The sequence below is a fragment of the Paenibacillus sp. NPDC056933 genome (assembly GCF_042674385.1).
In the GTDB taxonomy this organism is placed as follows: Bacteria; Bacillota; Bacilli; order Paenibacillales; family Paenibacillaceae; genus Paenibacillus.
The window spans coordinates 1,022,124-1,044,549 of sequence record NZ_JBHUQN010000002.1 but is presented as its reverse complement, the minus strand read 5'-3'; the positions used below and the strand labels follow the sequence as shown (position 1 = coordinate 1,044,549).

General features: G+C 44.5%; 20 protein-coding genes. 17 read left to right on the top strand and 3 right to left on the bottom strand.

What is annotated here, in order from left to right; translation table 11 throughout:
* The first annotated feature begins 3 nt into the window (after nucleotides 1-3).
* The 6 genes from ACFTRD_RS19640 to ACFTRD_RS19615 all read left to right on the top strand — a co-directional run bounded on the left by ACFTRD_RS19640 (nucleotide 4) and on the right by ACFTRD_RS19615 (nucleotide 5,787).
* The gene (locus tag ACFTRD_RS19640; protein WP_379382860.1) at nucleotides 4-663 is read left to right on the top strand and encodes a TerC family protein; all 660 of its coding nucleotides are present in this window, start codon (nucleotides 4-6) and stop codon (nucleotides 661-663) included.
* A 299-nt stretch (nucleotides 664-962) separates the two neighbouring features.
* Nucleotides 963-1,457 (top strand): hypothetical protein, encoded by a 495-nt coding sequence (locus tag ACFTRD_RS19635; protein WP_379382859.1) that lies wholly within the window; start codon nucleotides 963-965, stop codon nucleotides 1,455-1,457.
* A gap of 177 nt (nucleotides 1,458-1,634) precedes the next feature.
* Nucleotides 1,635-3,476 (top strand): translational GTPase TypA, encoded by a 1,842-nt coding sequence (typA, locus tag ACFTRD_RS19630; RefSeq protein ID WP_379382857.1) that lies wholly within the window; start codon nucleotides 1,635-1,637, stop codon nucleotides 3,474-3,476.
* A 307-nt stretch (nucleotides 3,477-3,783) separates the two neighbouring features.
* Nucleotides 3,784-4,080 carry a YlaH-like family protein gene (locus ACFTRD_RS19625; RefSeq protein ID WP_062326448.1) on the top strand — a complete coding sequence of 99 codons (297 nt, stop codon included), beginning with the start codon at nucleotides 3,784-3,786 and terminating at the stop codon, nucleotides 4,078-4,080.
* Between the two features lie 91 nt (nucleotides 4,081-4,171).
* Nucleotides 4,172-5,233 (top strand): LCP family protein, encoded by a 1,062-nt coding sequence (locus tag ACFTRD_RS19620; protein WP_192268994.1) that lies wholly within the window; start codon nucleotides 4,172-4,174, stop codon nucleotides 5,231-5,233.
* Between the two features lie 101 nt (nucleotides 5,234-5,334).
* On the top strand, nucleotides 5,335-5,787 hold the full coding sequence (locus ACFTRD_RS19615) for a pyridoxamine 5'-phosphate oxidase family protein (RefSeq protein ID WP_379382854.1): 453 nt from the start codon (nucleotides 5,335-5,337) through the stop codon (nucleotides 5,785-5,787).
* A 7-nt stretch (nucleotides 5,788-5,794) separates the two neighbouring features.
* Here ACFTRD_RS19615 and ACFTRD_RS19610 read toward each other — a convergent pair whose 3' ends face one another.
* Nucleotides 5,795-6,478 carry a YhcN/YlaJ family sporulation lipoprotein gene (locus ACFTRD_RS19610; RefSeq protein ID WP_379382852.1) on the bottom strand — a complete coding sequence of 228 codons (684 nt, stop codon included), beginning with the start codon at nucleotides 6,476-6,478 and terminating at the stop codon, nucleotides 5,795-5,797.
* 238 nt (nucleotides 6,479-6,716) lie between these two features.
* Here ACFTRD_RS19610 and ACFTRD_RS19605 point away from each other — a divergent pair, with 238 nt between their 5' ends.
* Nucleotides 6,717-8,051 carry a PhoH family protein gene (locus tag ACFTRD_RS19605; protein ID WP_192268990.1) on the top strand — a complete coding sequence of 445 codons (1,335 nt, stop codon included), beginning with the start codon at nucleotides 6,717-6,719 and terminating at the stop codon, nucleotides 8,049-8,051.
* 222 nt (nucleotides 8,052-8,273) lie between these two features.
* Nucleotides 8,274-9,554, top strand: coding sequence for an extracellular solute-binding protein (locus ACFTRD_RS19600; protein ID WP_379382850.1), 1,281 nt, complete (start codon nucleotides 8,274-8,276; stop codon nucleotides 9,552-9,554).
* On the opposite strand, the gene ACFTRD_RS19595 is transcribed toward ACFTRD_RS19600, so the two are convergent.
* Complete coding sequence (locus ACFTRD_RS19595; RefSeq protein ID WP_379382848.1) at nucleotides 9,546-10,625, bottom strand: coiled-coil domain-containing protein; 1,080 nt, start codon at nucleotides 10,623-10,625, stop codon at nucleotides 9,546-9,548. The genes ACFTRD_RS19600 and ACFTRD_RS19595 overlap by 9 nt on opposite strands.
* A gap of 176 nt (nucleotides 10,626-10,801) precedes the next feature.
* The gene (locus ACFTRD_RS19590) at nucleotides 10,802-11,038 is read right to left on the bottom strand and encodes a DUF2626 domain-containing protein (RefSeq protein WP_053781237.1); all 237 of its coding nucleotides are present in this window, start codon (nucleotides 11,036-11,038) and stop codon (nucleotides 10,802-10,804) included.
* Nucleotides 11,039-11,351: 313 nt separating this feature from the next.
* On the opposite strand from ACFTRD_RS19590, the gene ACFTRD_RS19585 reads away from it, so the two are divergent.
* The 9 genes from ACFTRD_RS19585 to ACFTRD_RS19545 all read left to right on the top strand — a co-directional run bounded on the left by ACFTRD_RS19585 (nucleotide 11,352) and on the right by ACFTRD_RS19545 (nucleotide 22,265).
* A complete protein-coding gene (locus ACFTRD_RS19585) occupies nucleotides 11,352-12,002 on the top strand; it encodes an RsfA family transcriptional regulator (protein WP_379382846.1) in 651 nt (216 codons plus the stop codon).
* A gap of 141 nt (nucleotides 12,003-12,143) precedes the next feature.
* Nucleotides 12,144-13,115 (top strand): ketopantoate reductase family protein, encoded by a 972-nt coding sequence (locus ACFTRD_RS19580; protein WP_379382844.1) that lies wholly within the window; start codon nucleotides 12,144-12,146, stop codon nucleotides 13,113-13,115.
* Nucleotides 13,115-13,489 (top strand): DUF3397 domain-containing protein, encoded by a 375-nt coding sequence (locus ACFTRD_RS19575; protein ID WP_379382842.1) that lies wholly within the window; start codon nucleotides 13,115-13,117, stop codon nucleotides 13,487-13,489. The genes ACFTRD_RS19580 and ACFTRD_RS19575 overlap by 1 nt, the downstream gene beginning before the upstream one ends.
* A gap of 151 nt (nucleotides 13,490-13,640) precedes the next feature.
* Nucleotides 13,641-15,338 carry a peptide ABC transporter substrate-binding protein gene (locus ACFTRD_RS19570; RefSeq protein WP_379382840.1) on the top strand — a complete coding sequence of 566 codons (1,698 nt, stop codon included), beginning with the start codon at nucleotides 13,641-13,643 and terminating at the stop codon, nucleotides 15,336-15,338.
* Between the two features lie 190 nt (nucleotides 15,339-15,528).
* Nucleotides 15,529-16,461 (top strand): ABC transporter permease, encoded by a 933-nt coding sequence (locus tag ACFTRD_RS19565; RefSeq protein WP_379382838.1) that lies wholly within the window; start codon nucleotides 15,529-15,531, stop codon nucleotides 16,459-16,461.
* Nucleotides 16,462-16,526: 65 nt separating this feature from the next.
* The gene (locus tag ACFTRD_RS19560; RefSeq protein WP_379383134.1) at nucleotides 16,527-17,390 is read left to right on the top strand and encodes an ABC transporter permease; all 864 of its coding nucleotides are present in this window, start codon (nucleotides 16,527-16,529) and stop codon (nucleotides 17,388-17,390) included.
* A 17-nt stretch (nucleotides 17,391-17,407) separates the two neighbouring features.
* Nucleotides 17,408-19,171, top strand: a complete 1,764-nt coding sequence (locus ACFTRD_RS19555) for an ABC transporter ATP-binding protein (RefSeq protein ID WP_379382836.1) — start codon at nucleotides 17,408-17,410, stop codon at nucleotides 19,169-19,171.
* 155 nt (nucleotides 19,172-19,326) lie between these two features.
* A complete protein-coding gene (bshC, locus tag ACFTRD_RS19550; protein ID WP_379382834.1) occupies nucleotides 19,327-20,958 on the top strand; it encodes a bacillithiol biosynthesis cysteine-adding enzyme BshC in 1,632 nt (543 codons plus the stop codon).
* 41 nt (nucleotides 20,959-20,999) lie between these two features.
* Nucleotides 21,000-22,265 (top strand): adenosylhomocysteinase, encoded by a 1,266-nt coding sequence (locus ACFTRD_RS19545; RefSeq protein WP_379382832.1) that lies wholly within the window; start codon nucleotides 21,000-21,002, stop codon nucleotides 22,263-22,265.
* Nucleotides 22,266-22,426: the final 161 nt, after the last annotated feature.

The window sequence follows — 22,426 nt, the reverse complement described above, 5'->3', positions numbered from 1 at the left end:
AGCATGGATACGCTATGGCTGTTGACCGAAATCTTAATGATCAATCTGGTTCTAAGTGGAGATAATGCGGTTGTCATCGCACTGGCAAGCAAGGATTTACCAGCACCACAGCGCAAGAAAGCGGTGTGGTGGGGGGCATTTGGCGCGGTTGTCTTGCGTTGTGTATTAACCTTTGCAGCCGTTTTGTTGTTGGGTATTCCTTTTATCCAGGCGGCAGGCGGGCTGCTGCTGCTCTGGATTGCCGTTAAGCTTCTGCTTCAAAATGAAGATGAAGTACATATTCGGGAAGCTTCTACGACCTGGAAAGCCATTCAAACGATTTTGATTGCTGACTTTGTCATGAGTCTGGATAACGTTCTCGCAATTGCTGCTCTGGCGGATGGGGATCTCGCATTGACGGTGATTGGTATTGCCATAAGTATTCCGATTGTGGTGTGGGGTAGCGGGTTAATTGTCGGTTTGTTGAAACGATTCCCGATTCTGGTGTTCGCAGGTTCAGGTATTCTGGCCTTCACAGCAGGTGAAATGGTCATGAATGATCCGAAGTTGGGGCAGTGGCTTGGCGGCATGCCTGCTGAGGCGCACACCTTGTTACCTGCCGCTATGGCCTGTCTTGTGATCGCGGTTGGGGGAGCGCACAAGTTTGTTCGTCGAAATATGTAGGTTAGATGTAAACAGGTGAAATGTAAGTTTTGCTGGCAACTGCCCCTTCAAGGGCAGTTTTTTGCTGTATTCATATGTTGTCTGCGGTTGCGAAGAACAGAGCTACCTTGGAGAAGTAATAGTAAAGGCATTTTAGGGTAATAAAGGATATGGAGAGAGGCGAAGTGCGACATAAAGTGTAGTTTTTTGCATACACATCGGCTACACTAGAAGCAGGCTGGAGACAGTCAGTCATCATCGAATGCTTGAGCAGTTTAGCTTTCGGGGTACATAGCCAAATGTATAAGAGGTGATTGTAGATGAAGATGAGAAACGAAAAAGCAATTGGGATTTTCATTGTAGTGGCGGGTTTAATTATTTTACTTGGCAAACTTGGTGTGTTTGGCTTCATTGGACGGCACTTCTGGCCTTTGCTCATATTGTTGCCTGGTATTGCTCTTCATGCATTATACTATGCAAGGCTTACGCCATCATGGTCACTCGTTCCAGCAGGCACGTTAACGGTCTATGGCCTGTTATTCGGAATCACGAATACATGGGGCGGTGGATTGATGAGTAATCTATGGCCTGCATTTTTGCTGGGAATTGCAATTGGTTTGCTTGAATATGCACTGATCGATCACCGAAGACCTGACTGGGTACTTCCGGTTGCAGCGGGCGTGGGAATCCTTTCAATCATTTTATTCGGATTTACACTGCTTCACACGGGTATTATCTACGTACTGGCAGTACTTTTGATTGTAGGCGGAATGTGGTTGTTGTTTGGCCGAGGACGTCAAGGGAGAGGCTGGTAACATTCCCAATGGTCTTTCAAGCGAAATATCTTGATTTTTACCTATGATCAACTATAATATAAGGGATATAGACATGCGTCGGGATATCACCGACGCTTATTTTGGGTGAGTAACCTGCGAAATTGCGGGAAGTTTAGTAGATAAGAATTGAAATTGGAAAGGATATGGATACAAACCATGCATTCAAGAGAACACATTCGCAATATTGCGATTATTGCCCACGTCGACCACGGGAAAACAACACTCGTCGACAAGTTGCTCCAGCAATCCGGTACTTTCCGTGATCACGAAACGGTACAGGAGCGCGCAATGGACTCCAACGATTTGGAGCGTGAACGCGGTATTACGATTCTGGCCAAAAACACAGCTATTACCTATAAAGATTACCTGATCAATATCGTGGATACACCAGGACACGCCGACTTTGGTGGTGAAGTGGAACGTATCATGAAAATGGTTGACGGTGTATTGCTCGTTGTTGATGCTTACGAGGGCTGCATGCCGCAAACGAAATTCGTATTGCGTAAAGCATTGGAGCACAACCTGACACCAATCGTTGTCGTAAACAAAATTGACCGTCCAGCGGCTCGTCCGTCTGAGGTTATTGATGAAGTACTGGACCTGTTCATCGAACTGGGTGCCAACGATCAACAACTCGAATTCCCAGTTGTGTATGCTTCCGCATTGAACGGAACATCCAGCATGGAAGATGACCCTGCGAAACAAGATGACAACATGATGGCTATCTACAATACCATCGTCAGCCACATCCCACACCCTACTGAGAATGTTGAAGAACCACTTCAATTCCTCGTTACTTTGATGGACTACAATGAATACCTTGGCCGTATTGCGATCGGTCGTGTAAACCGCGGTGTAATCCGTCAAGGACAATCCGTTACGGTTATTATGCGAGATGGCAAAAGCAAAACAGCACGCATCGAAAAACTGTTTGGTTTCCAAGGTCTCAAACGTGTTGAGACAGAAGAAGCGGGAGCGGGCGATATCGTTGCCATTGCAGGGATCAAGGACATCAACATTGGTGAAACCATCGCTGATCCTAACCACCCTGAAGCTTTGCCAGTTCTGAAAATTGATGAGCCAACACTACAAATGACGTTCCTCGTGAACAACAGTCCTTTTGCAGGTCGTGAAGGTAAATGGGTAACTTCCCGTAAACTGCGCGAACGTTTGTTTAAAGAGCTGGAAACAGACGTATCCCTTCGTGTAGAAGAAACAGACAGCCCGGATGCATTTATCGTTTCCGGACGTGGTGAGCTTCACTTGGGTATCCTCATTGAGAATATGCGTCGTGAAGGATATGAACTGCAAGTATCGAAACCGGAAGTTATCGTTAAAGAAGTTGACGGTAAGAAAATGGAACCTGTTGAGCGCTTGTTGATTGATATCCCTGAAGAAAGCATGGGTTCCGTAATGGAGAGCCTGGGCGCACGTAAAGCAGAGATGGTTAACATGATCAACACAGGTAGCGGTCAAGTACGTCTGGAGTTCCTGATTCCTGCACGTGGTCTGATTGGATACAGCACCAACTTCCTGACATTGACTCGTGGTTATGGCGTAATGAACCATGCATTTGACAGCTACGCTCCAGTAGTATCCGGTCAAGTGGGTGGACGTCACCAAGGTGTACTGATCTCAACTGAAACTGGTACATCTACGTTCTATGGAATGATGGGCGTTGAGGATCGTGGTACGCTCTTCCTGGAACCTGGAACAGAAATTTACGAAGGTATGATCGTTGGTGAGCATACACGAGACAATGATATCGTTGTCAACATCTGCAAAGAAAAACAACTGACTAACGTTCGTTCTTCAGGTAAAGATGATACGGTTAAAATTAAAACTCCGATTATCTTCTCGTTGGAACAGGCGCTTGAATATCTGAATGAAGATGAATATTGTGAGATTACACCGAAATCTATTCGTCTTCGTAAGAAGATCCTGAACAAATCCGAGCGTGAACGTGCAGAGAAACAACGTAAAATGGCTGCAAAATAACGCCTAACTGCAACTAAAATAAATGATATAAGTTAATGTTTTGAGGGTACACGGAGAGTAACGAAAGGTTTGTACAGCAAAAGTAGTGAAGGGATCGGAATCGATTCTGAAGAAGCGAAGCGCTCGCCTTTGTCTCCAAATTTTAACCTTTGAAGATTCGTTCAAGAAAATTTGGAGACAACAGCGATCGAAAGAACGATCCGAAACCGAAACGGTCACCTCGCATGTACTTCTCTTGAGTCATCGAAAGGGTTGCATCAACCAGTTAACTTATATCTAGCATGAACACGAAAGGAGTTGGCTGTGCATGCAAGCATGGTTCGCATCAAACCCGATCGTAGCCTACATCGTCATCTTTGTATTGATTACTTACGTATATAACAAGGTGTTTCGGGTACGTCAGAAATTGCCGCTTGGTAAGGAAATCGTTCTCTATGTATTGATGGCGATGGGCACATTCATGCTTCTTATTTTTCAGATCGACAAACTGCCCATCATTCAATGTTTGTTGGTGGCTGTCGGTTTGATGCTGTTAGTGCGAGTGCGCTATTTCATTGAAGGTCGTCAAAAGAAAAAGGCAGAAGCTGCCGCTCGAAACTCATAAACTCTGTCCTTGTATAGACCATCCGTTTTCCTTAGGGAAAGCGGATGTCTTATATATAGGCCAAAACAGATGTGATAAAGGTGTTGAAGATATGAACTCAAATTCGAATGGACTGCCTCCACGGAGACAGGCACCGGCTTCATCCGGTGCTTCTGGATCGAAGAATGGAAAGGGTAAGCAACCAAAGAAGAAGAAACGGATGCGTACCTTTGGCAGACTGGTTTTAAGTTTATTGGCTATTGCTATTTTGGTAGGCGGGGGATATATCTATTGGGTATATAATCAGGTAGCTGATACAGGCATCGACAAGCCGGTACCGCCTGGTATGTCAGCCAAAACCAAGCCCATTACGATGTTGTTGCTAGGTACAGATAACCGTCCTGAAACAGGCACGTATCTCTCCGATGTGGTCATGGTAGCTGCACTGAATCCGGAAACCAAGTCGGCAACTATAGTATCATTACCTCGGGATACACGTATTCAGCTGGATGGGTACAAGGCGAATAAATTGAACTCTTATTATCCCAAATTTAAAGCGCAAGAAAAAACCTCTGGCAAGAATGCAGAAGATCAAATGAAAGAAATGATGGGCAAATATCTGGATGTGGATATCAACTATACCACCGTTCTGAATTTCCAGGCATTTCGTGATGCTGTCAATGCCGTAGGTGGCGTGGATGTGACCGTGGACAAAAACATGTGTTACAAAGATACAGCCGATGGCACGGATATTAATCTGGTGACCGGAGCGCAGCACCTGGATGGCAAAGAAGCACTCGATTTCGTTCGTTACCGTAAATCGAACTGTAATCCGAAAACAGCCGAGTCCAATGACTTTGACCGCAACAAACGTCAGAACCAAGTGCTGAATTCCATGCTGGATCAGTTGAAATCACTTGGCGGCGTAACGAAGATTAGCAAAGTAATTGGCGCGGTTGATAAAAATATGACGACAGACGTTGAATCGGAGCAGATGAAAAACTTTATTGCTACTTACTGGAATATTTCCAAATCGGATGTACATTACACACCAGTAACCGGAGAGTGGAGAAGTCCATATGTATATATCAACGAAACGGAATTGGCTAACGCCAAGCAGGCGTTGCAGGATACCCTCTCAGGTAAAGTAACAACTTCTCCATCAGCCGAGTAATATCCATTTTCTTTTGGGATTGGAAGCAAGATTGGTGGTATGTTATAATAACATCAATAACGCATCAAGAATTGCATAAAGAAGATTAGGGGGCTGGTTGGATGTCCGAAGCCGTCACACAATTGACTGAATCTCTTCTACAGCAATTCAAGAACGAAACATTTGTGCTCCTGAGCACCGTGGACATTGAATCTGGAGGTCCGACATCAACGGCTATCTCCTGGATCTATGCGGAGAATGCTTCCACCCTTCGTGTGGCGATTGATCATCGTTCACGTCTCGTGAACAATATGATTGAGAATCCGGCCATTACCGTCACTATATTTGGAGAAGAAATGGTGTATGCTGTAAACGGACGTGCTTCGGTACGACAAAATCCGTTACAGGATGTTCCCTTTAACATGTGCTGCTTCGACATTTCCATTGAAGCGGTAAGGAATGCCCTTTTTTATGGAGCCCAACTGTCCTCTGTGCCGCAATATGTCAAAATATATGATCAGCGTGCTGCTGAGAAATTAGATGAGCAGGTGTTTTCTGCCATGAAAAAAGCCTAGTGAGAGATCACTGGGCTTTTTGTTGTCTTTTGTCAGATGAATGCAGCTGCTGCATTTGTTGCTTATGTTCATCTGGATTTTGACGGACTTTGACATCTTTCGGCAGTTGAGGGATGATTCGTCCCACCATGTCGGCGAGCTCTGAAGCAAAGCCGGATATCGGGTGTCCTTGACGAATATGTTCACCAACTTCCTTAATACGTTCGGTAACATCGGCATCTGCGGTTACAATGGAATCCAAACCTTCCGGATCTTTGCGAAGGGCTTCGGCTACAGCATATTTGATCGTACCGACTTGTGCACGTTCCAGTTCACCATCCACATCAATGCCAACGACGGCTGTATTGCCAAGGATAACACAGTTGGCATCTTTGACACCTTCCACTTGCTTGGCAAGTGTTTTGAGGTGGGTGACCCTTTTTTCGTTTGGCATCCGCCCAGCCTTGGTGTTGTCCATGACGTTTTTCTCATGAACCTCACCTGTATTTTCGGTCAGGTGGTCCACAGCAGAAGGGTGCATCCGATCTTCCTGTGTATTGAGCATGTGAGATCCTTTCCGTTGATCTTGCTGAGTTGCTACATTTCCTCCGTATCCTTTCGCATGTGTCCCCTGATTCGGCGAAGCGTTACGAGTTGTGTTGCAGCCTGTAAGTATAAAGATCATAAGCAGCGTGCACACCCATATTTTCATAAATGTTCATCCTTTCTTGGAGTTTTTCAGAATGGTTGACAATTATTTTGTCCTAGTCGAATACATTTATGTATGGGAGCATGATTGTCCATGCCGCTGCTGAAGATCACACGATCAAAAACGAACTCGGGAAAGAAAAAAGGACTGCCCATGCATGGTGAAACAATTGTATAATCTGGCATTCCTGAGTTCACGTTCTAGCCCATGCCTTTAACGACGCCGCTTTGGAGGGGATTGAATGAAAAAGATTTTTGTATTGGATACCAACGTGCTTCTGCATGACCCCAATGCCATATTTGCCTTTGAAGAACATGAGGTAATCATTCCCGCGGTTGTACTGGAGGAGATCGACTCCAAAAAAAGGAATGCCGATGAAATTGGCCGGAATGCCCGTAATGTATCGAGACTTCTTGATGGATTGCGTGAATTAGGACATTTGCACAGTGGTGTACCTCTGGCTAATGGAGGCAATCTGAAAGTGGAACTGAATCATCGCAGCTTTGTGAAAGTTCAGGAAATGTTTGGTGAGGTATCGAATGATAATCGAATTTTGGCCGTGGCCTTAAATTATCAAATTGAGGAAAATGAAAAAGAGATAGTTGAACGTCAGGTTGTACTGGTCAGCAAGGATGTACTTGTTCGTATCAAAGCGGATGTACTTGGGCTGTTTACGCAGGATTACTTATCAGATCGGACCGCAGGACTGAGTGAGTTGTACCCGGGCTATACGGCCCTGAAAGTCCACCCTTCGGTTATTGATGAGTTTTACACATATCGTTTTCTGCCAATCAAACCATTACAGTTGTCTTATTCGCTTTACCCGAATGAATTTGTAATTCTCAAGGATGAAATGGGAACCAATAAATCGGCTTTGCTCAAAGTAAATACAGAGGGAACGAAACTGGAGCCGCTTTTCCTGAGCAATGATAATGTGTGGGGCATTGGCGCACGTAACGCGCAACAGCGAATGGCCCTGGAGCTGCTGCTGAATGATGATATTCCCCTTGTTACGATTACAGGAAAGGCGGGAACAGGGAAAACCTTGCTGGCGCTTGCTGCAGGTTTGCTTAAGGTGGAGGATGATCACAAGTACAAAAAATTATTGATCGCCCGTCCTGTCGTTCCGATGGGAAAAGATATTGGTTATCTTCCTGGGGAGAAGGAAGAAAAACTTCGACCGTGGATGCAACCGATTTATGATAATCTGGAATTTTTGTTTGATACCAAAAAAGCAGGCGACATTGATAAAATTTTGATGGGGCTTGGCAGTATTCAGGTTGAAGCCTTGACCTATATTCGTGGACGGTCCATTCCAGGACAGTTCATCATTATCGATGAAGCCCAAAACCTGTCTCGTCATGAAGTGAAGACCATTGTATCAAGGGTCGGTGAGGGCAGTAAAATTATTCTGATGGGGGACCCTGAGCAAATTGACCATCCTTACCTGGATTCAGCAAGTAATGGTCTGACGTATATTGTGGAGCGATTCAAGCAGGAGGGAATCAGCGGACACATTATGCTGGAAAAAGGAGAACGCTCCAAATTGGCTCAGCTTGCAGCGGATTTATTGTAAGGTTGAGGAGAGTTTATTTCCCGGAAAATGTTTCTAATGAACCGGCTCTTAGAGCCGGTTTTTTTGCTGAAAAATTAAAAATCAGTTATTACACAGAACTCGATATGCTCGAAGTATGCAAAATATCGGAAAACTGTTTTTTGGCAGGATAGGACAAGAGCACTACTTATTTGTTACAATGAGTGTTGCAGGAAAAAATTAGGGAGCAAGGAGGAGAAGTTAATGAAGCGTAGGCATCAGGTTATTTTGTTCGCAGTACTGCTGCTTTCGTTAACGATTCTGTCTCCCAGTTTTGACTTTAGAGGTTCACAGCTGAATCAGGAACGAGACCAGGAGAAAGATGCATTTCCCAACACTTCATCGCGCAGCGAGGACCAACATGCCCCACTAGAGATTGTAGTCTCCATGCCAAAGACAGACTTCCAGTCGTTTGAAAGATTGGCTAATGAAGTAGCAGCTTCTCAACAGGTGGAAATCAGTCTTCGTAATTTGGAGCCAGATACATATAAACGAGTGCTTGATAATCAATTTTCGGTAGGGGAGAGCGGGGATATCATTCTTCTGGATAGTTCGGAGGTTCAGTATCATGCCAAAAAAGGACATCTGTATCCGTTAAATGGTACAACGCTCTCCAAGTCTTTGGGAGGAACCGTGGTCGGCTTGAGAGAAATGACAGAGTGGAATGGTTACCAATGGGGTATACCGTTTGACTTTGACGCCTACGTACTCGCGGCTCGATCTTCATTCCTGGACGAAGCCGACTTGGCAGGTTTACCCGAAAATAAGGACCAGTGGATCAAACTTGTACAACAGGCAGCGCAAGATGGAACGGATTTGATAAGAATAAACTTAAATGATCTTCATGCGGTAAGTGCATGGCTGAATCAGTTTGACCCAGGTATGGCCCCCGACAGAATTAAGAAAGCGCAAACTTCTTCGCAAACGGAGGCGTACCAACAGATCATACAGTTACTGGACCAGATCCAGTCGCATATTACGGTCGAATCAACAAATCCGACGATCTCTGCTTCTGGTGAGCAAACGGGGGCCCCTATGGTAGTCACGTTGCTGTCTCGTTTGTTGAGTGGAAATCAAGGCGTGGCAGGCGAAAAGGCTTCAACAGACAGGATAGCCCTCGATGCGTTAGAACCGCTAAGATCAAGAAGTCTTGTTATCGCAGCTGGCTCACTTGAGGCGGAAGAGGCCAGCCGCTGGATTGAAGGTATGACTTCCTCTTCCGTGCAATCGGAGTGGTACCAACAGGCTAAGTATTTACCCGCAAAGCAACAGGAACTAGATCTTGAGTCACAGAAACTAATAACGAAATATGATACGACTGATGTGAAATCCTGGTTTCCAGCTGAATCTTCACAGGCTGTAATAACCGAAAGCCTTATACTGACTTCTGCTTTTCAAAAGAAGATCCAACAACTTCTCGCGGGAGAGATTACGGCTAATCAATACGTAAAAAGCATTATTGCCTTGCAAAGCTCGTCAAAATGAAATGGCGAGCTTTACTTCAAGTATGCCTTCGCTTGTGGATACCTCTGTGGCTTTGACAAAAGATAGAATTTTCTGTGGGTAAAATCCGAGATCGAATTCTCGTTCCAGCATACGGCGTGTAGTATCAGGTAGTTCCAACTGATTAAATACAAGTTTATCTACATGAAAACGAATGGAGTTTTGCGGTTCATTCTCTACCGTATAATGTCCTTCAATACTTAATTGCAGCTGATCACGCTGTCCAGAGGCCGTAATTCGATCCTTTTCAAACTCAAAGGCGAAGTCTTCAAAGATGGGATTCTGGGACCGCAAAAACGTGTTCAGTTCATCTTGCTCAATTCGAATCGTGTATGTCTTTCCAGTAGTTGATATTCCTCCGTTCTGCTCCTGAATGAACTGTGGCAGGTTCTGCATGGCCGCTGCCAATGCTTTGAAGTAGTGCTTGACCTCATATATGCCGATATTCTCCCAATAGCTGGTCAGTTCATCCATCAATTTTTGCATGACCGCAGCATCTCCGCTGGCGGCTACTTTTCCGTCTACCTCTTTCTGCAATGCAAGTACACGTTCCCGTTGATGCTGAAGATTGATTTTTAGTTCAGACAATTCTGCACGGGTCTGACTAATCTGTGAGGACGTTTGTTGCAAGCTCCGGTATCGGTCCTGGTACTTGTCCAGTACAGCCTGGTCCCTTCCCATGATGATCTGATAGTAGTCGAATAGAATAAACAGGTCTTTGAAAGATCTTGCTCCAAGTACAGTCATCAAGAGACTGTCTCGCTCTCCAGTATAGTAGGACCTTACAACAGCACCTGCCCGATCTTGCTGAATATGTATCTGTTCTTCCTGTTCCTGAAGCTGTAAGGACAACGCTTGGCGCTGTTCATCCAGCTGTTTTTGTCTTTCTCCAATTCGCTCGATTTCATGATCGATTTCGACGATGGATAGACTTTTTTGCAATAGCTCATGAGTATCTTGAGGTGAAGACTCTCCATAGGCATATGTCGATGGCAGTTGGATAAATAATATAATACATACGATGAAGGCAGGAATGCCGTATCGGTGTTTCACCAATCATTCTCCTCTCGGTTAATATCTCAGGTACAGGCTATCTCTTTCAGACAATATATGAAACAAATACGTGAAATATCCTTAGTGGTTACATAACATAAAAGAACAATCATTTAATCTGAAATAACAAAAAAGCAATCCGACTGTAGCCGGATCGCTTTGATGCTGCTGGCGGATTAGAGCGGCAAATCCATTTGGAATACGGTCCAGTAGCTGAACCCTGTGAATGTCACGATCATATAACCCCAGAAGAGCAATATGTACGTTCGTTCGGTAAATTTCAAATATCCCAAAATGACAAAAAACGCAGTCTGCAGGAAAAAAAGCAAAGCCATTTCGACCAGGTCTCCCGCAAAAGCCATCAGGCCAATCGCAAGCGTGAAGAACCCGAGTACCCGAAACATGCGCGCCACGGTAAGTCCTCCTCTCCTATGTACGATCATAGATTGTCTACACAACATTATACCGGGAAAGGAAAAAGGTGTAAACAAAATTGGATATGAAAGCGAATTCTTTTTTTGTTGAAATGAATTAAAGTATGGCCTGTTTTGCATATGTCACGTATGAGTAGACTCAAATGTGGAAATACATTTTAGTATGAAATCAATTCTATGAACTCTATGAGAGGCATAAGAATGAATGAAGCAGCTTTTATACCTAATTCACAGGCCGGAAATCGGTCATGGGGACGGTTATTTTAGGATGTTGTTAGGAGGGTATTATAGCATGACTGCAGTGAGACAGGATGCTTGGAGTACAGAGGACGATTTGATTTTGGCAGAGGTTACTTTGCGTCATATTCGGGAAGGGAGCACACAACTGGCTGCTTTTGAAGAGGTAGGCGAAAAAATAGGCAGAACTTCAGCCGCTTGCGGTTTTCGCTGGAACAGTTGTGTTCGTAAGAAGTATGAGTCTGCTATTAGCAATGCCAAGGCTCAACGTCAAAAACGGAGCTATCTTCGCAAGCAGCCAGCTTTGCTTGGACCACAGGTGGCAGCATTGTCCACACTGGATACAGAAGATAATCTGTACAAGGCAGATGGAATCTCTGAAGACTCTCTTTCCATTGATGCCGTAATTCGTTTCTTGCGTCAATGGAAGGGTACAGCCCAGGAGAATAGTCGCCAGCTTAAGATGCTTGAGAAGGAGCTGCGGGAAAAAGAGGATGAACTTCATGAACTCCGCTGCGAGAATGATCGGCTGTCCAAGGAAGTAAATGAAGTGCAGACAGACTATCGTGTGGTGAACGACGATTATAAAGCGCTGATTCAGATTATGGATCGCGCTCGCAGACTTGCATTTTTGACAGAAGAGGAAGAAGAACTCAAAACAAGATTCAAAATGGATGCCAACGGAAACCTGGAACGAATTGAATAACAACAAAATGTGTTTGATTCTCTGTTTAGATCAGGCCCGTCACACCTTCGTTATATAACGGCAGGGATGACGGGTTTTTTGTTTGCTGTTTTTGTTCTATTATATATGAAAGAACTTTTTGAGCAGAGGTAGGGATGCTGCATGATCATTGACGTTGTAGGAGCAGGGTCGCTGGGTCTTTTATATGGAGGGAAACTTCTTGCTGCTGGTTACGAGGTTCGATTCTGGACCAGAACGGCTGAACAGGCAGAGAAACTGAATAGAGAAGGCTTTAAAGTGATCGAGGGGGGAAGAATCAAACAAATTCCTCCTAGCCTGATTCAAGCCGATGAGATTAAAGCCTTATCCCGAAGACAAGCACAACCTGAACAGTTACCTGGGGAATGGCTGCTTTTAATGGTGAAGCAGACGGCGGTACATGATGTCATTCGTGAAATAAAGGCCTTGAAGACCAAGACCCTGAATATAGCATGTTTTCAAAACGGTATGGGGCATTTGGAGGACTTACAATGGAGTATGCCGCATTGCAATATATGGAGTGTCATAACCACTGAAGGTGCAAAACGTGAGCAAGATAGGGTCATCAGGGCAGGCAGGGGAGAGACTTGGTTGGGCAAGAGTGCAAATGTATGTCCTGCATCCCAAACTCCGGCGGATCAGAATGAGTTAATTCATTTAACGGGACTTTTGCAGCAGGCAGGATTTGACTGTACAGTGTCGAATGAAATCGATAAGCTGATATACAGAAAACTTTTAATTAACGCTGTCATTAACCCTCTTACTGCCCTGTGGCGTATACCCAACGGTGAGTTAATCACGAGGAAGGAACGGATCGTGTTGATGCGTCAGCTATATGACGAGGCAATGATGACATATGAAGCAAGCGGAATCGTTTTGGACGTGGATGTATGGGAGCAAATCCTGTCTGTCTGTCATTCTACTGCCTCAAATACTTCCTCCATGTTATCGGATGTTTTGAATGGAAGACAGACAGAGGTCCGATCCATTAACGGGCAAATTGTAAGCATGGCGCGTCGGTGTGGCTTGACTGCTCCGATGCATGAATTACTGCTTCATCTGATTGAAGGCATGCAACCGGAAGGAGTGAGTTGATGGGATTTTTTATTGTGCTGAGCATACTGCCGTTTTTTCCGTTTTTACTTGTTTACTGGATAATGTACGGGTGGAAGAAAGATAAGCGAGCAGCGTTACGATCTGCAATGGATGTGACAACCGTATTTCTTATTTTCTCCGTTTCGGCGTTATTCAACTTAACATTTGATTCGAATTTCGGATTTTATTTAACGCTTTTACTCATACTAATAGCCCTTGGATTTATCGGAGGGGCTCAAAATCGCCTAAAAGGAAAGGTCGATGGGGGTAGAATGTTCCGGGCCGTTTGGCGCATGGCTTTTGTAATGATGAGTTTTGGGTACATTTTGTTTACTATATTTGGATTATTTAGATACTTCATGAAACAGATGTAAGGATACATAACGCAAGAGGACTAAAAAATGTGTCGATTTTGTCGAATACTGAAAAAAACATTACTTTCTGAAAAAGTAATGTAGATTTTTTTGACCGGTGGTTGTATAATCTATAAACATAAACCATATCAATTTAGGGGGAAAGTGTTAGATGAAAAGGAAAAGTCTATTAGTCCTTTTGACGCTAATTTTGGCGTTCGGTACCGTACTTGCAGCGTGCGGATCGAAAAACGAAGGCACAGGTAACACCGATACTGGTTCTGCAGGCGAGAGCAATGGTCTTGCGAAAGATCAAGTGCTGAAAATTAACCTGACAGCTGAACCTCCTACGTTGGACCCGGCTCAAGCTAAAGACAGCCAAACCAACACTGTTCTGAAATTCTTGTATGAAGGTCTTGTTCGTATCGACGCTGATGGTAAAGAAGCTCCGGGCGTTGCAAAAGACTGGGTAATTTCGCCGGATGGTCTGAAATACACGTTCAACCTGGACCCTGAAGCAAAATGGAGCAACGGTGATGCAATCACTGCCGAAGACTTTGTACGTTCTTGGGAACGCGCTTTGAAACCGGAAACAGCTTCTCCATATGCTTACCAATTGTACTACATCAAAGGTGCTGAGGGTTACAACCTGAGCAAAGACGAAAAATATAAAGGTACTAAAATCACAGATTTCTCTCAAGTAGGTGTTAAAGCTACTGACGAGCACACGCTGGAAGTAACGTTGGAAAACCCAACACCTTACTTCTTGGGTCTGACAGCATTCTACACGTACTACCCAGTACACAAGTCTGCTGATACCAATGACAAATTCTTCACTGATTACAAAAACATGATCGTTAACGGACCATTCACAATGGATCAGTACGCTAAAGGTCAAAAAATCGTTGTTAAGAAAAACGAAAGCTTCCATGCAGCTTCAGACATCAAATTGTCTGAAATCAACATGTCTTTGACAAGCAGCAGTGCTTCCGAACTGCAAGCTTATAAGTCTGGACAACTGGATTACACTGGTGCACCTAACGGTGAAATTCCAACAGACCAAATTCCTTCTGTAAAAGCGGAATTGCCTGACGAGTTTAAAGCTACTGGTATTGCAAGTACGTACTACTATCAGTTCAACGTTAATGAAGCTCCATTCAACAACGCTAAAATTCGTAAAGCATTTGCAATGTCTATCGAGCGTCAGTTGATCGTTGATAAAGTAACACAAGGTGGACAAATTCCTGCATTCGGCTTTGTACCTCCAGGTATCCGCGGTGAAAAAGGCGAGTTCCGTGATGAGCACAAAGACGACTACTTCACTGAAAATGTGGACGAAGCTAAAAAATTGCTTGCTGAAGGTATGAAAGAAGAAGGCTACACAACGTTGCCTGCAGTAACTTTGATCTACAACACTAGTGACAATCATGCGAAAATCGCTCTTGCCGTTGCTGACATGTGGAAGAAGAACCTTGGTGTTGACGTGAAAACGGAAAACCAAGAGTGGGGCGTATTCCTTGAGAACCGTCAAAACCAAAACTTCCAAATCGCTCGTGCGGGCTGGTCTGCTGACTATAACGATCCGTACAACTTCTTGGAAATGTGGACTACTGGAAACACAAACAATGATTCCAAATTCAGCAACGAACAGTATGACAAAGATGTTAAAGAAACTGTAAAATCTGCTGATCCAGCAACACGTATGGCTGCATTTGCTGATGCTGAGAAAATTTTGGTTCAAGATGAAATGGGCGTATTGCCGATCTACTACTACACTAACGTATCTTTGACTAAGCCTTATCTGAAAGGCGTACAACTTGATTTCAGTGGAGCTATTGACTTCACTCGTGCATATCTGGAAGAGAAATAAGTTGTTCTGAAGTCTAATATGATTGCTTCGGGATATATATGTGGAATTCCATATATATCCCGATTTTTTTGTATGTACACCGATTTTCCTTATAATTCTTGAAATTTCCGATAAATGGATTGGACTTTATTTCTGTCTAAATCTACAATCGATTTGTATACAAAATATTGTTTGTGGAGGTGTGCAAGGGTTGGTTAAGTACGTTTTGAAAAAACTGCTATTTGTGCTGCTATCGCTTTTCATACTCGCATCAGCAACCTTCTTCCTGATGAAGGCCATTCCGGGTGACCCTTTTACATCCGAGAAAAAAGTATCACCCGAAATTCGGGCACTTTTGGAAGTGAAGTATGGTTTAGACAAACCGATGTATGAACAATACCTGAAGTATATGGGCGGAATCATCAAAGGTGATTTCGGGGTTTCGATGAAATACCTGAATCAGGATGTATCTGACATGATCACTCAAACGTTTACAGCATCATTGAAGCTGGGAATCTTTGCGATCATTATCTCAATTATTGTGGGTGTTCTGCTGGGACTTCTTGCAGCGGTTTATCACCGTAAACTGATTGATGATGTAACGATGATTTTAGCTGTTATAGGTATTGCAGTTCCGAGCTTTTTGCTCGCTTCGTTGCTACAATACGTCTTCGCCTTTAAACTCGGCTGGTTTAACGTTATGGGGTTCGATGGCCCACTCGACTATGTGCTGCCAGTTGCAGCCCTGTCAGCATCTCCAATTGCCTTTATCGCGCGTTTGACGCGTTCAAGCATGTTGGAAGTGTTGCATGCAGACTACATCAAGACAGCCAAAGCCAAAGGCTTGAAATGGCCTGCTATCATGTTTAAACACGTTTTACGGAACGGGATTCTGCCAGTTGTTACTTATGTTGGTCCGATGACGGCGAATATTATTACAGGTTCCGTTGTTATTGAGCAGATCTTTAATATTGGCGGAATTGGTAAAGTATTCGTAGAGAGTATTACGAATCGTGATTATACGATGATTATGGGGATTACAATTTTCTATGGTATTCTCTTGATGCTTGCACGTTTCCTGACAGATATTGCTTACGTTTTGATCGATCCTAGAATTAAGCTAGAAAGCCGGAAGGGGGCATAACGTTGTCTGGCACGAATAACAACAATAAAGAAACAGCGAACACAGGCCTGGATAGTCAGGCAACGTTGAAATCGCAAGAGAGTGTATCGCTATTCAAAGACGCTATGTACAGACTTGCAACCAACAAGGCCGCTATGATTAGTTTGACTGTTCTAGTCCTTGTTGTCATTTTCTCAATGATTGGTCCAACTTCGTTATTCTCAAGCTATAATTATTATTCCAATGATCTATTGAATGCTAATGCTTCACCGAGTGCTGAACACTGGTTTGGGACAGATGAATTGGGTCGTGATGTATGGGTAAGAACCTGGGTAGGTGCACGTGTGTCTCTTACTGTAGGTTTAGCCGCTGCTTTAATTGACCTTATCATCGGTGTGATTTATGGGGCAATTATGGGCTTCTATGGTGGACGTGTTGATGGTATCATGAACAAGTTCTCCGAGATCTTGTACTCCCTGCCTTACATGCTCGTTGTTATTCTGTTGCTTGTTGTATTGGAGCCAAGTTTAACGACCATTATTATCGCCCTTACCATTACAGGCTGGATCAGCATGTCATGGATTGTACGTGGTGAGATTATGCAACTCAAAAACAGAGACTTTATTCTTGCGGCTCGTTCCATGGGCGCAAGCACAGGACGTCAGCTTTTCCGTCATTTGTTGCCAAATGCTGTCGGACCCATTCTCGTTACATTGACGTTGTCGATTCCAAATGCCATCTTTGCAGAAGCGTTTCTGAGCTTCCTGGGCTTGGGTGTTTCGGCACCAAGATCTTCACTTGGGTCAATGATCAATGATGCCTTAACAGGCTGGACGCTGTATCCTTGGCGGATGTGGTTCCCTGCAGGTCTGATGGTTATGACAATGCTCGCATTTAACTTGCTTGGTGACGGCTTGCGCGACGCGCTTGATCCGAAATTACGTAAATAGAAATAGGAGGTGGGATTATGGAGCCGATTTTAACAGTCAAAGACCTAAGTGTGTCGTTCACGACACGTTCTGGTGAATTTGATGCCGTTAAAAATGTGAGTTTTGAACTTGGCAAAGGAGAGACGCTGGGGATCGTAGGTGAATCTGGTAGTGGTAAGAGTGTTACTGCCCAAACCATCATGAAATTGATTCCCTCCCCGCCTTCGAAGGTCAAAAGCGGAGAAATTACTTTTCACGGGCAGGACCTGCTGAATAAGACAGATAAACAAATGGAAGCCATCCGTGGTAAAGATATCGGCATGATCTTCCAGGATCCAATGACTTCTTTGAATCCTACCATCAAAATTGGTAAACAAATTACCGAAGTACTGCGCAAGCATCAGAATATGTCCAAAAAAGAAGCTCAAAAAAGTGCATTGGAAATGCTTGAACTTGTAGGCATCAAAAATGCGGAAGCGCGTATGAATCATTATCCGCACCAATTTTCCGGTGGTATGCGTCAGCGTGCTATGATTGCGATTGCCCTGGCATGCCGTCCATCCCTTCTGATTGCGGATGAACCAACAACTGCACTCGACGTAACGATCCAGGCACAAATCTTGGATGTGATGAAGGACATGCAGCAAAAGCTGGGAACTTCGATCATGCTTATCACGCATGACCTTGGAGTAGTCGCAGGAATGTGTGACCGTGTTGTCGTTATGAAGGAAGGCGAAGTTGTTGAAACAGGAACAACTGCCGAAATCTTCAGTAACCCTCAGCATCCTTACACGATTAAATTGCTGAATGCTCTTCCTCGTCTGGACGAGCCTAAGAAAGAAAAGCCTACTCCAGTTGGTATTATCAAAGGTGCCAACAAGCCGCTGGTTCAAGTGAAGAACCTGAAACAATACTTCAATTTGGGTAAAGGCAACATTCTCAAAGCGGTTAATGATGTTAGCTTTGATATTTTTGAAGGCGAAACACTTGGAGTTGTAGGGGAGTCTGGCTGTGGTAAATCCACAACTGGCCGTACGATTCTTCGCCTTTATGAGCCAACAGGCGGAAACGTTAACTTTAACGGAACAGATATCTATAAGCTGTCCCCACGCAAAATGAAAGAAATGCGTAAAGATATGCAAATGATTTTCCAGGATCCTTATGCGTCCTTGAATCCGCGTTTCAACGTTATGGATATTATCGGTGAATCCCTCGATATTCATGGTCTGGCGTCAAGCCGGACAGAGCGGAAGAGACGTGTTGAAGAACTGCTTGATCTTGTAGGTCTGAATCCTAGCCATGCACTCCGGTATCCACATGAATTCTCAGGTGGTCAAAGACAACGGATCGGGATTGCCCGTGCATTGGCTGTAGACCCTAAATTCATCATCTGTGATGAGCCATTGTCTGCACTGGACGTGTCCATTCAGGCTCAGGTCGTTAATTTGCTGGAAGAACTTCAGCAGCGTCTCGGCTTGACATACCTGTTCATTGCGCATGACTTGTCCATGGTTAAGCATATCAGTGACCGTGTAGCTGTAATGTACATGGGTAAAGTGGTGGAGTTGGCAGAAAGTGAAGAACTATATGCTAATCCGATTCACCCTTACACCAAAACATTGCTGTCTGCGATCCCTGTACCTGACCCGGAAGTAGAAGCGAGCAAACGTCGCATTTTGCTGCCGGAAGAACAAGCAATTAAAAATGGATCTGGTGGGCCTGCAAATGATCCGTACAACCTGCAGAATGCTCAATTGATTGAGGTTTCCAAAGGTCACTGGGTTGCAGAACCTTACGTATAAAAAGTATAAATTTTCATTTGGACTTATCCATAAATATCAAACCGCCGACTTTGTTCGGTGGTTTTTTATTTTTTGATGCACTTTCTTTTGACGAAGAGGGCACTCATTCGGTACAATCAAGAAAGGCTCTTTGAAGCAGATAGGAGGCAGACCTCATGAAAGGTATGACCGAGGCACTCCGCAGCGGAACGCGACTTGCAGAAGACTATGTCTGTTCAAGGGATGCTGCGCGTGGCCTTTACGAATATGATATACGCTGGGAATCGGGGCTGCATACACGTGCCGAGTGGCTGGACCAATCGGAAAACACACGTATACCCCGTCAAAGCCTGGCAGAATATCTACGTATATATAATAAGCGGGTGAACGATCATAGTGCAGTACATGAGTCCATCACTCGTCTCGCGGAACAAGGTGCGTTGGTTGTTACGGGAGGACAGCAAAGCGGTCTGCTTACAGGTCCGTTGTTTGTGATTTACAAAGCGGCAAGTGTAGTTGCAGCCGCAAGGGAAGCAGAGAAAAGATTACAGCGGCCGGTAGTTCCCGTATTCTGGATTGCAGGGGAAGACCATGACTGGGATGAAGTCAATCACACGTACTTGCCTGACGCCAGCGGAGATATGGCGAAGATCAAATTACAAGGGCGATTCGCAGGAAGGGATTCTGTGAGTTATGTTCATGTGGAAATGGATCAGTGGATGACGGTGTTGAATCAGGTGGAGCAGCTGTTACCGGATACAATGCACAAACCAGGTTTAATGAAGCTGATTACCGAGATACATGAATCCAGCTCGAACCTAAGTGATGCATTTGCCCGATTAATTTCAGCCTTGTTTGGCAGTACTGGACTTGTTCTGATGGATGCTGCAGATCCAGACTTGCGCAGACTGGAACAGCCTGTGTTTGAACGTCTGGTTCGTGAGAATGAGATTTTACGGAGTGCATATGCAGATGGTGCTGCCAAGTTGGAACAGGCAGGCTATGCCATGCCTGCTGAAGTCACGGAAGATGGAGCCAATCTATTCTACATCCATGAAGGCGCACGGTTGCTTCTGATGTTGAAAGATGGCTTGTTCAGCGATCGTAAAGGTCTGGTTTCGTTTACAGAAGAGCGGTTGCTTCAGGAACTCACTGAACATCCCGAGCAGTTTAGCAACAATGTGTTAACACGCCCATTGATGCAAGACTCCATATTGCCTGTAGCGGCTGTTATTTTGGGTCAGGGTGAGATTGCCTATTGGGGATTGACGCGTGAAGCGTTCCGGCAGTTCGGATTGCAGATGCCTATTTTGCTGCCGCGCTTGTCCTTTACCATTTTGGAAGATGTTCATCGCAAACATATGGAGCAGTACGGTCTTTCTTTTCAGGACGTTCAATATCATATGGAAGATAGGAAGAAGCAATGGCTGGCACAGCAGGAGACCTTCCGGGTGGATGAACAGTTTGGGAGAGTTCAACAAGCGTTCTCCGATCTATATCAACCATTGCTTGACCAGATTGCAGAGATTCATCCTGGTCTGGACCGAATTGGAGAAACCAATGTAGGCAAAATTAGCGAACAGATACAGTACCTACAACAGCAGACCCATAAGGCGATCAAAGAAAAACACAATGTGAGCCTAAGGCACTGGAACGGAATTCAGAATTCACTTTTCCCCATGAACAAACCGCAGGAACGAGTACATAATGCGCTCTTTTACCTGAATCGTTATGGAACAGAGTGGATTGGGCAGCTGATTGAAAGTCAGTGCGAATTCCGTGGACAACACCAAATGATCACACTGTAGTGACCTTTATAATAGTAGGAATATATTGAGGGGGAGAAGGAATGAAAACACCTGCTTTGCAAAACAGTATTGTGAAGGATATGGGACTTGCTTCGGAAGGTCATTTAAAAATTGATTGGGTAGAAGCGCATATGCCGGTATTGAACCGCATTCGTCGCCAATTTGAAGAAGACCTGCCGTTTAAAGGCTTGAAAGTAGCAATTTGTCTCCACCTTGAGGCTAAAACGGCTTATCTGGCAAAAGTCATTCAGGCTGGTGGTGCAGAAGTTACCATTACGCATAGTAACCCATTGTCAACACAGGACGATGTCTGTGCAGCTCTGGTTGAAGATGGAGTTACGGTGTACGCCAAACATAATCCGGATCCTGTTGAATTCAAGGAATTGCAGCTTCGTGCACTGGAGGTAAAACCTGACCTGATTATTGATGATGGTGGAGATTTCGCCACAATTATTGCATCGGAGCGTCCGGATCTTGCTGCCACCATTCGTGGTGGAGCAGAGGAAACGACAACGGGCATCATTCGTCTGAAAGCTTTGGCGAAAGAAGGCCAACTGCGATTCCCGATGGTTGCAGTCAATGACGCTTATTGCAAATACCTGTTTGATAATCGTTACGGTACAGGTCAATCTGCATTTGACGGGATCATCCGTACAACGAATCTGGTCGTTGCAGGCAAGAATGTGGTTGTAGCGGGTTACGGTTGGTGTGGTAAAGGCGTAGCGATGCGAGCCAAAGGATTGGGAGCGAATGTAATCGTAACGGAAATTGATCCTATCAAGGCTGTAGAAGCGCATATGGACGGATTCCGTGTCATGACCATGGTGGAAGCAGCCAAGCTGGGTGATTTTTTCATCGCGGTTACGGGCAATAAAGATGTGATTACTGGAGAGCATTACGATGTAATGAAAGATGGAGCGATCCTGAGCAATGCTGGGCACTTTGATGTGGAAGTGAACAAACCTGAGCTTGCCAAACGTTCGGATTCAATCCGCACAGTACGCCGCAACATTGAAGAATATCGTTTCAAAGATGGTCGTAAAATGTATTTGCTGGCTGAAGGACGTCTTGTAAACCTGGGTGCAGCAGATGGACATCCTGCCGAGATTATGGATACGACGTTTGCTTTGCAGGCGCTGGGTCTGCGTTATGTAAGCGAGAACTATGAGAGCTTGGGTAAAACCGTTGTTAATGTACCTTATGACATCGACCAGCAGGTCGCAAGTTACAAATTGGAAAGCTTGAACATTGCCATCGACTCCCTGTCAGTGGAGCAAGAAAAATATCTGGATAGCTGGAAATTCTAAGAGGCATCCATTAATTACAAGCTGATAAAGTGATTCAAAGGGTTTACAATGGTTAATTGATGAATGGCTCATATGCGGTGTACGTGCGATTGTTCGTAAACGGGAAACGTCTTTGATCCTGACTGACAGGATCAAAGACGTTTTTTTGCGATTACGAAATT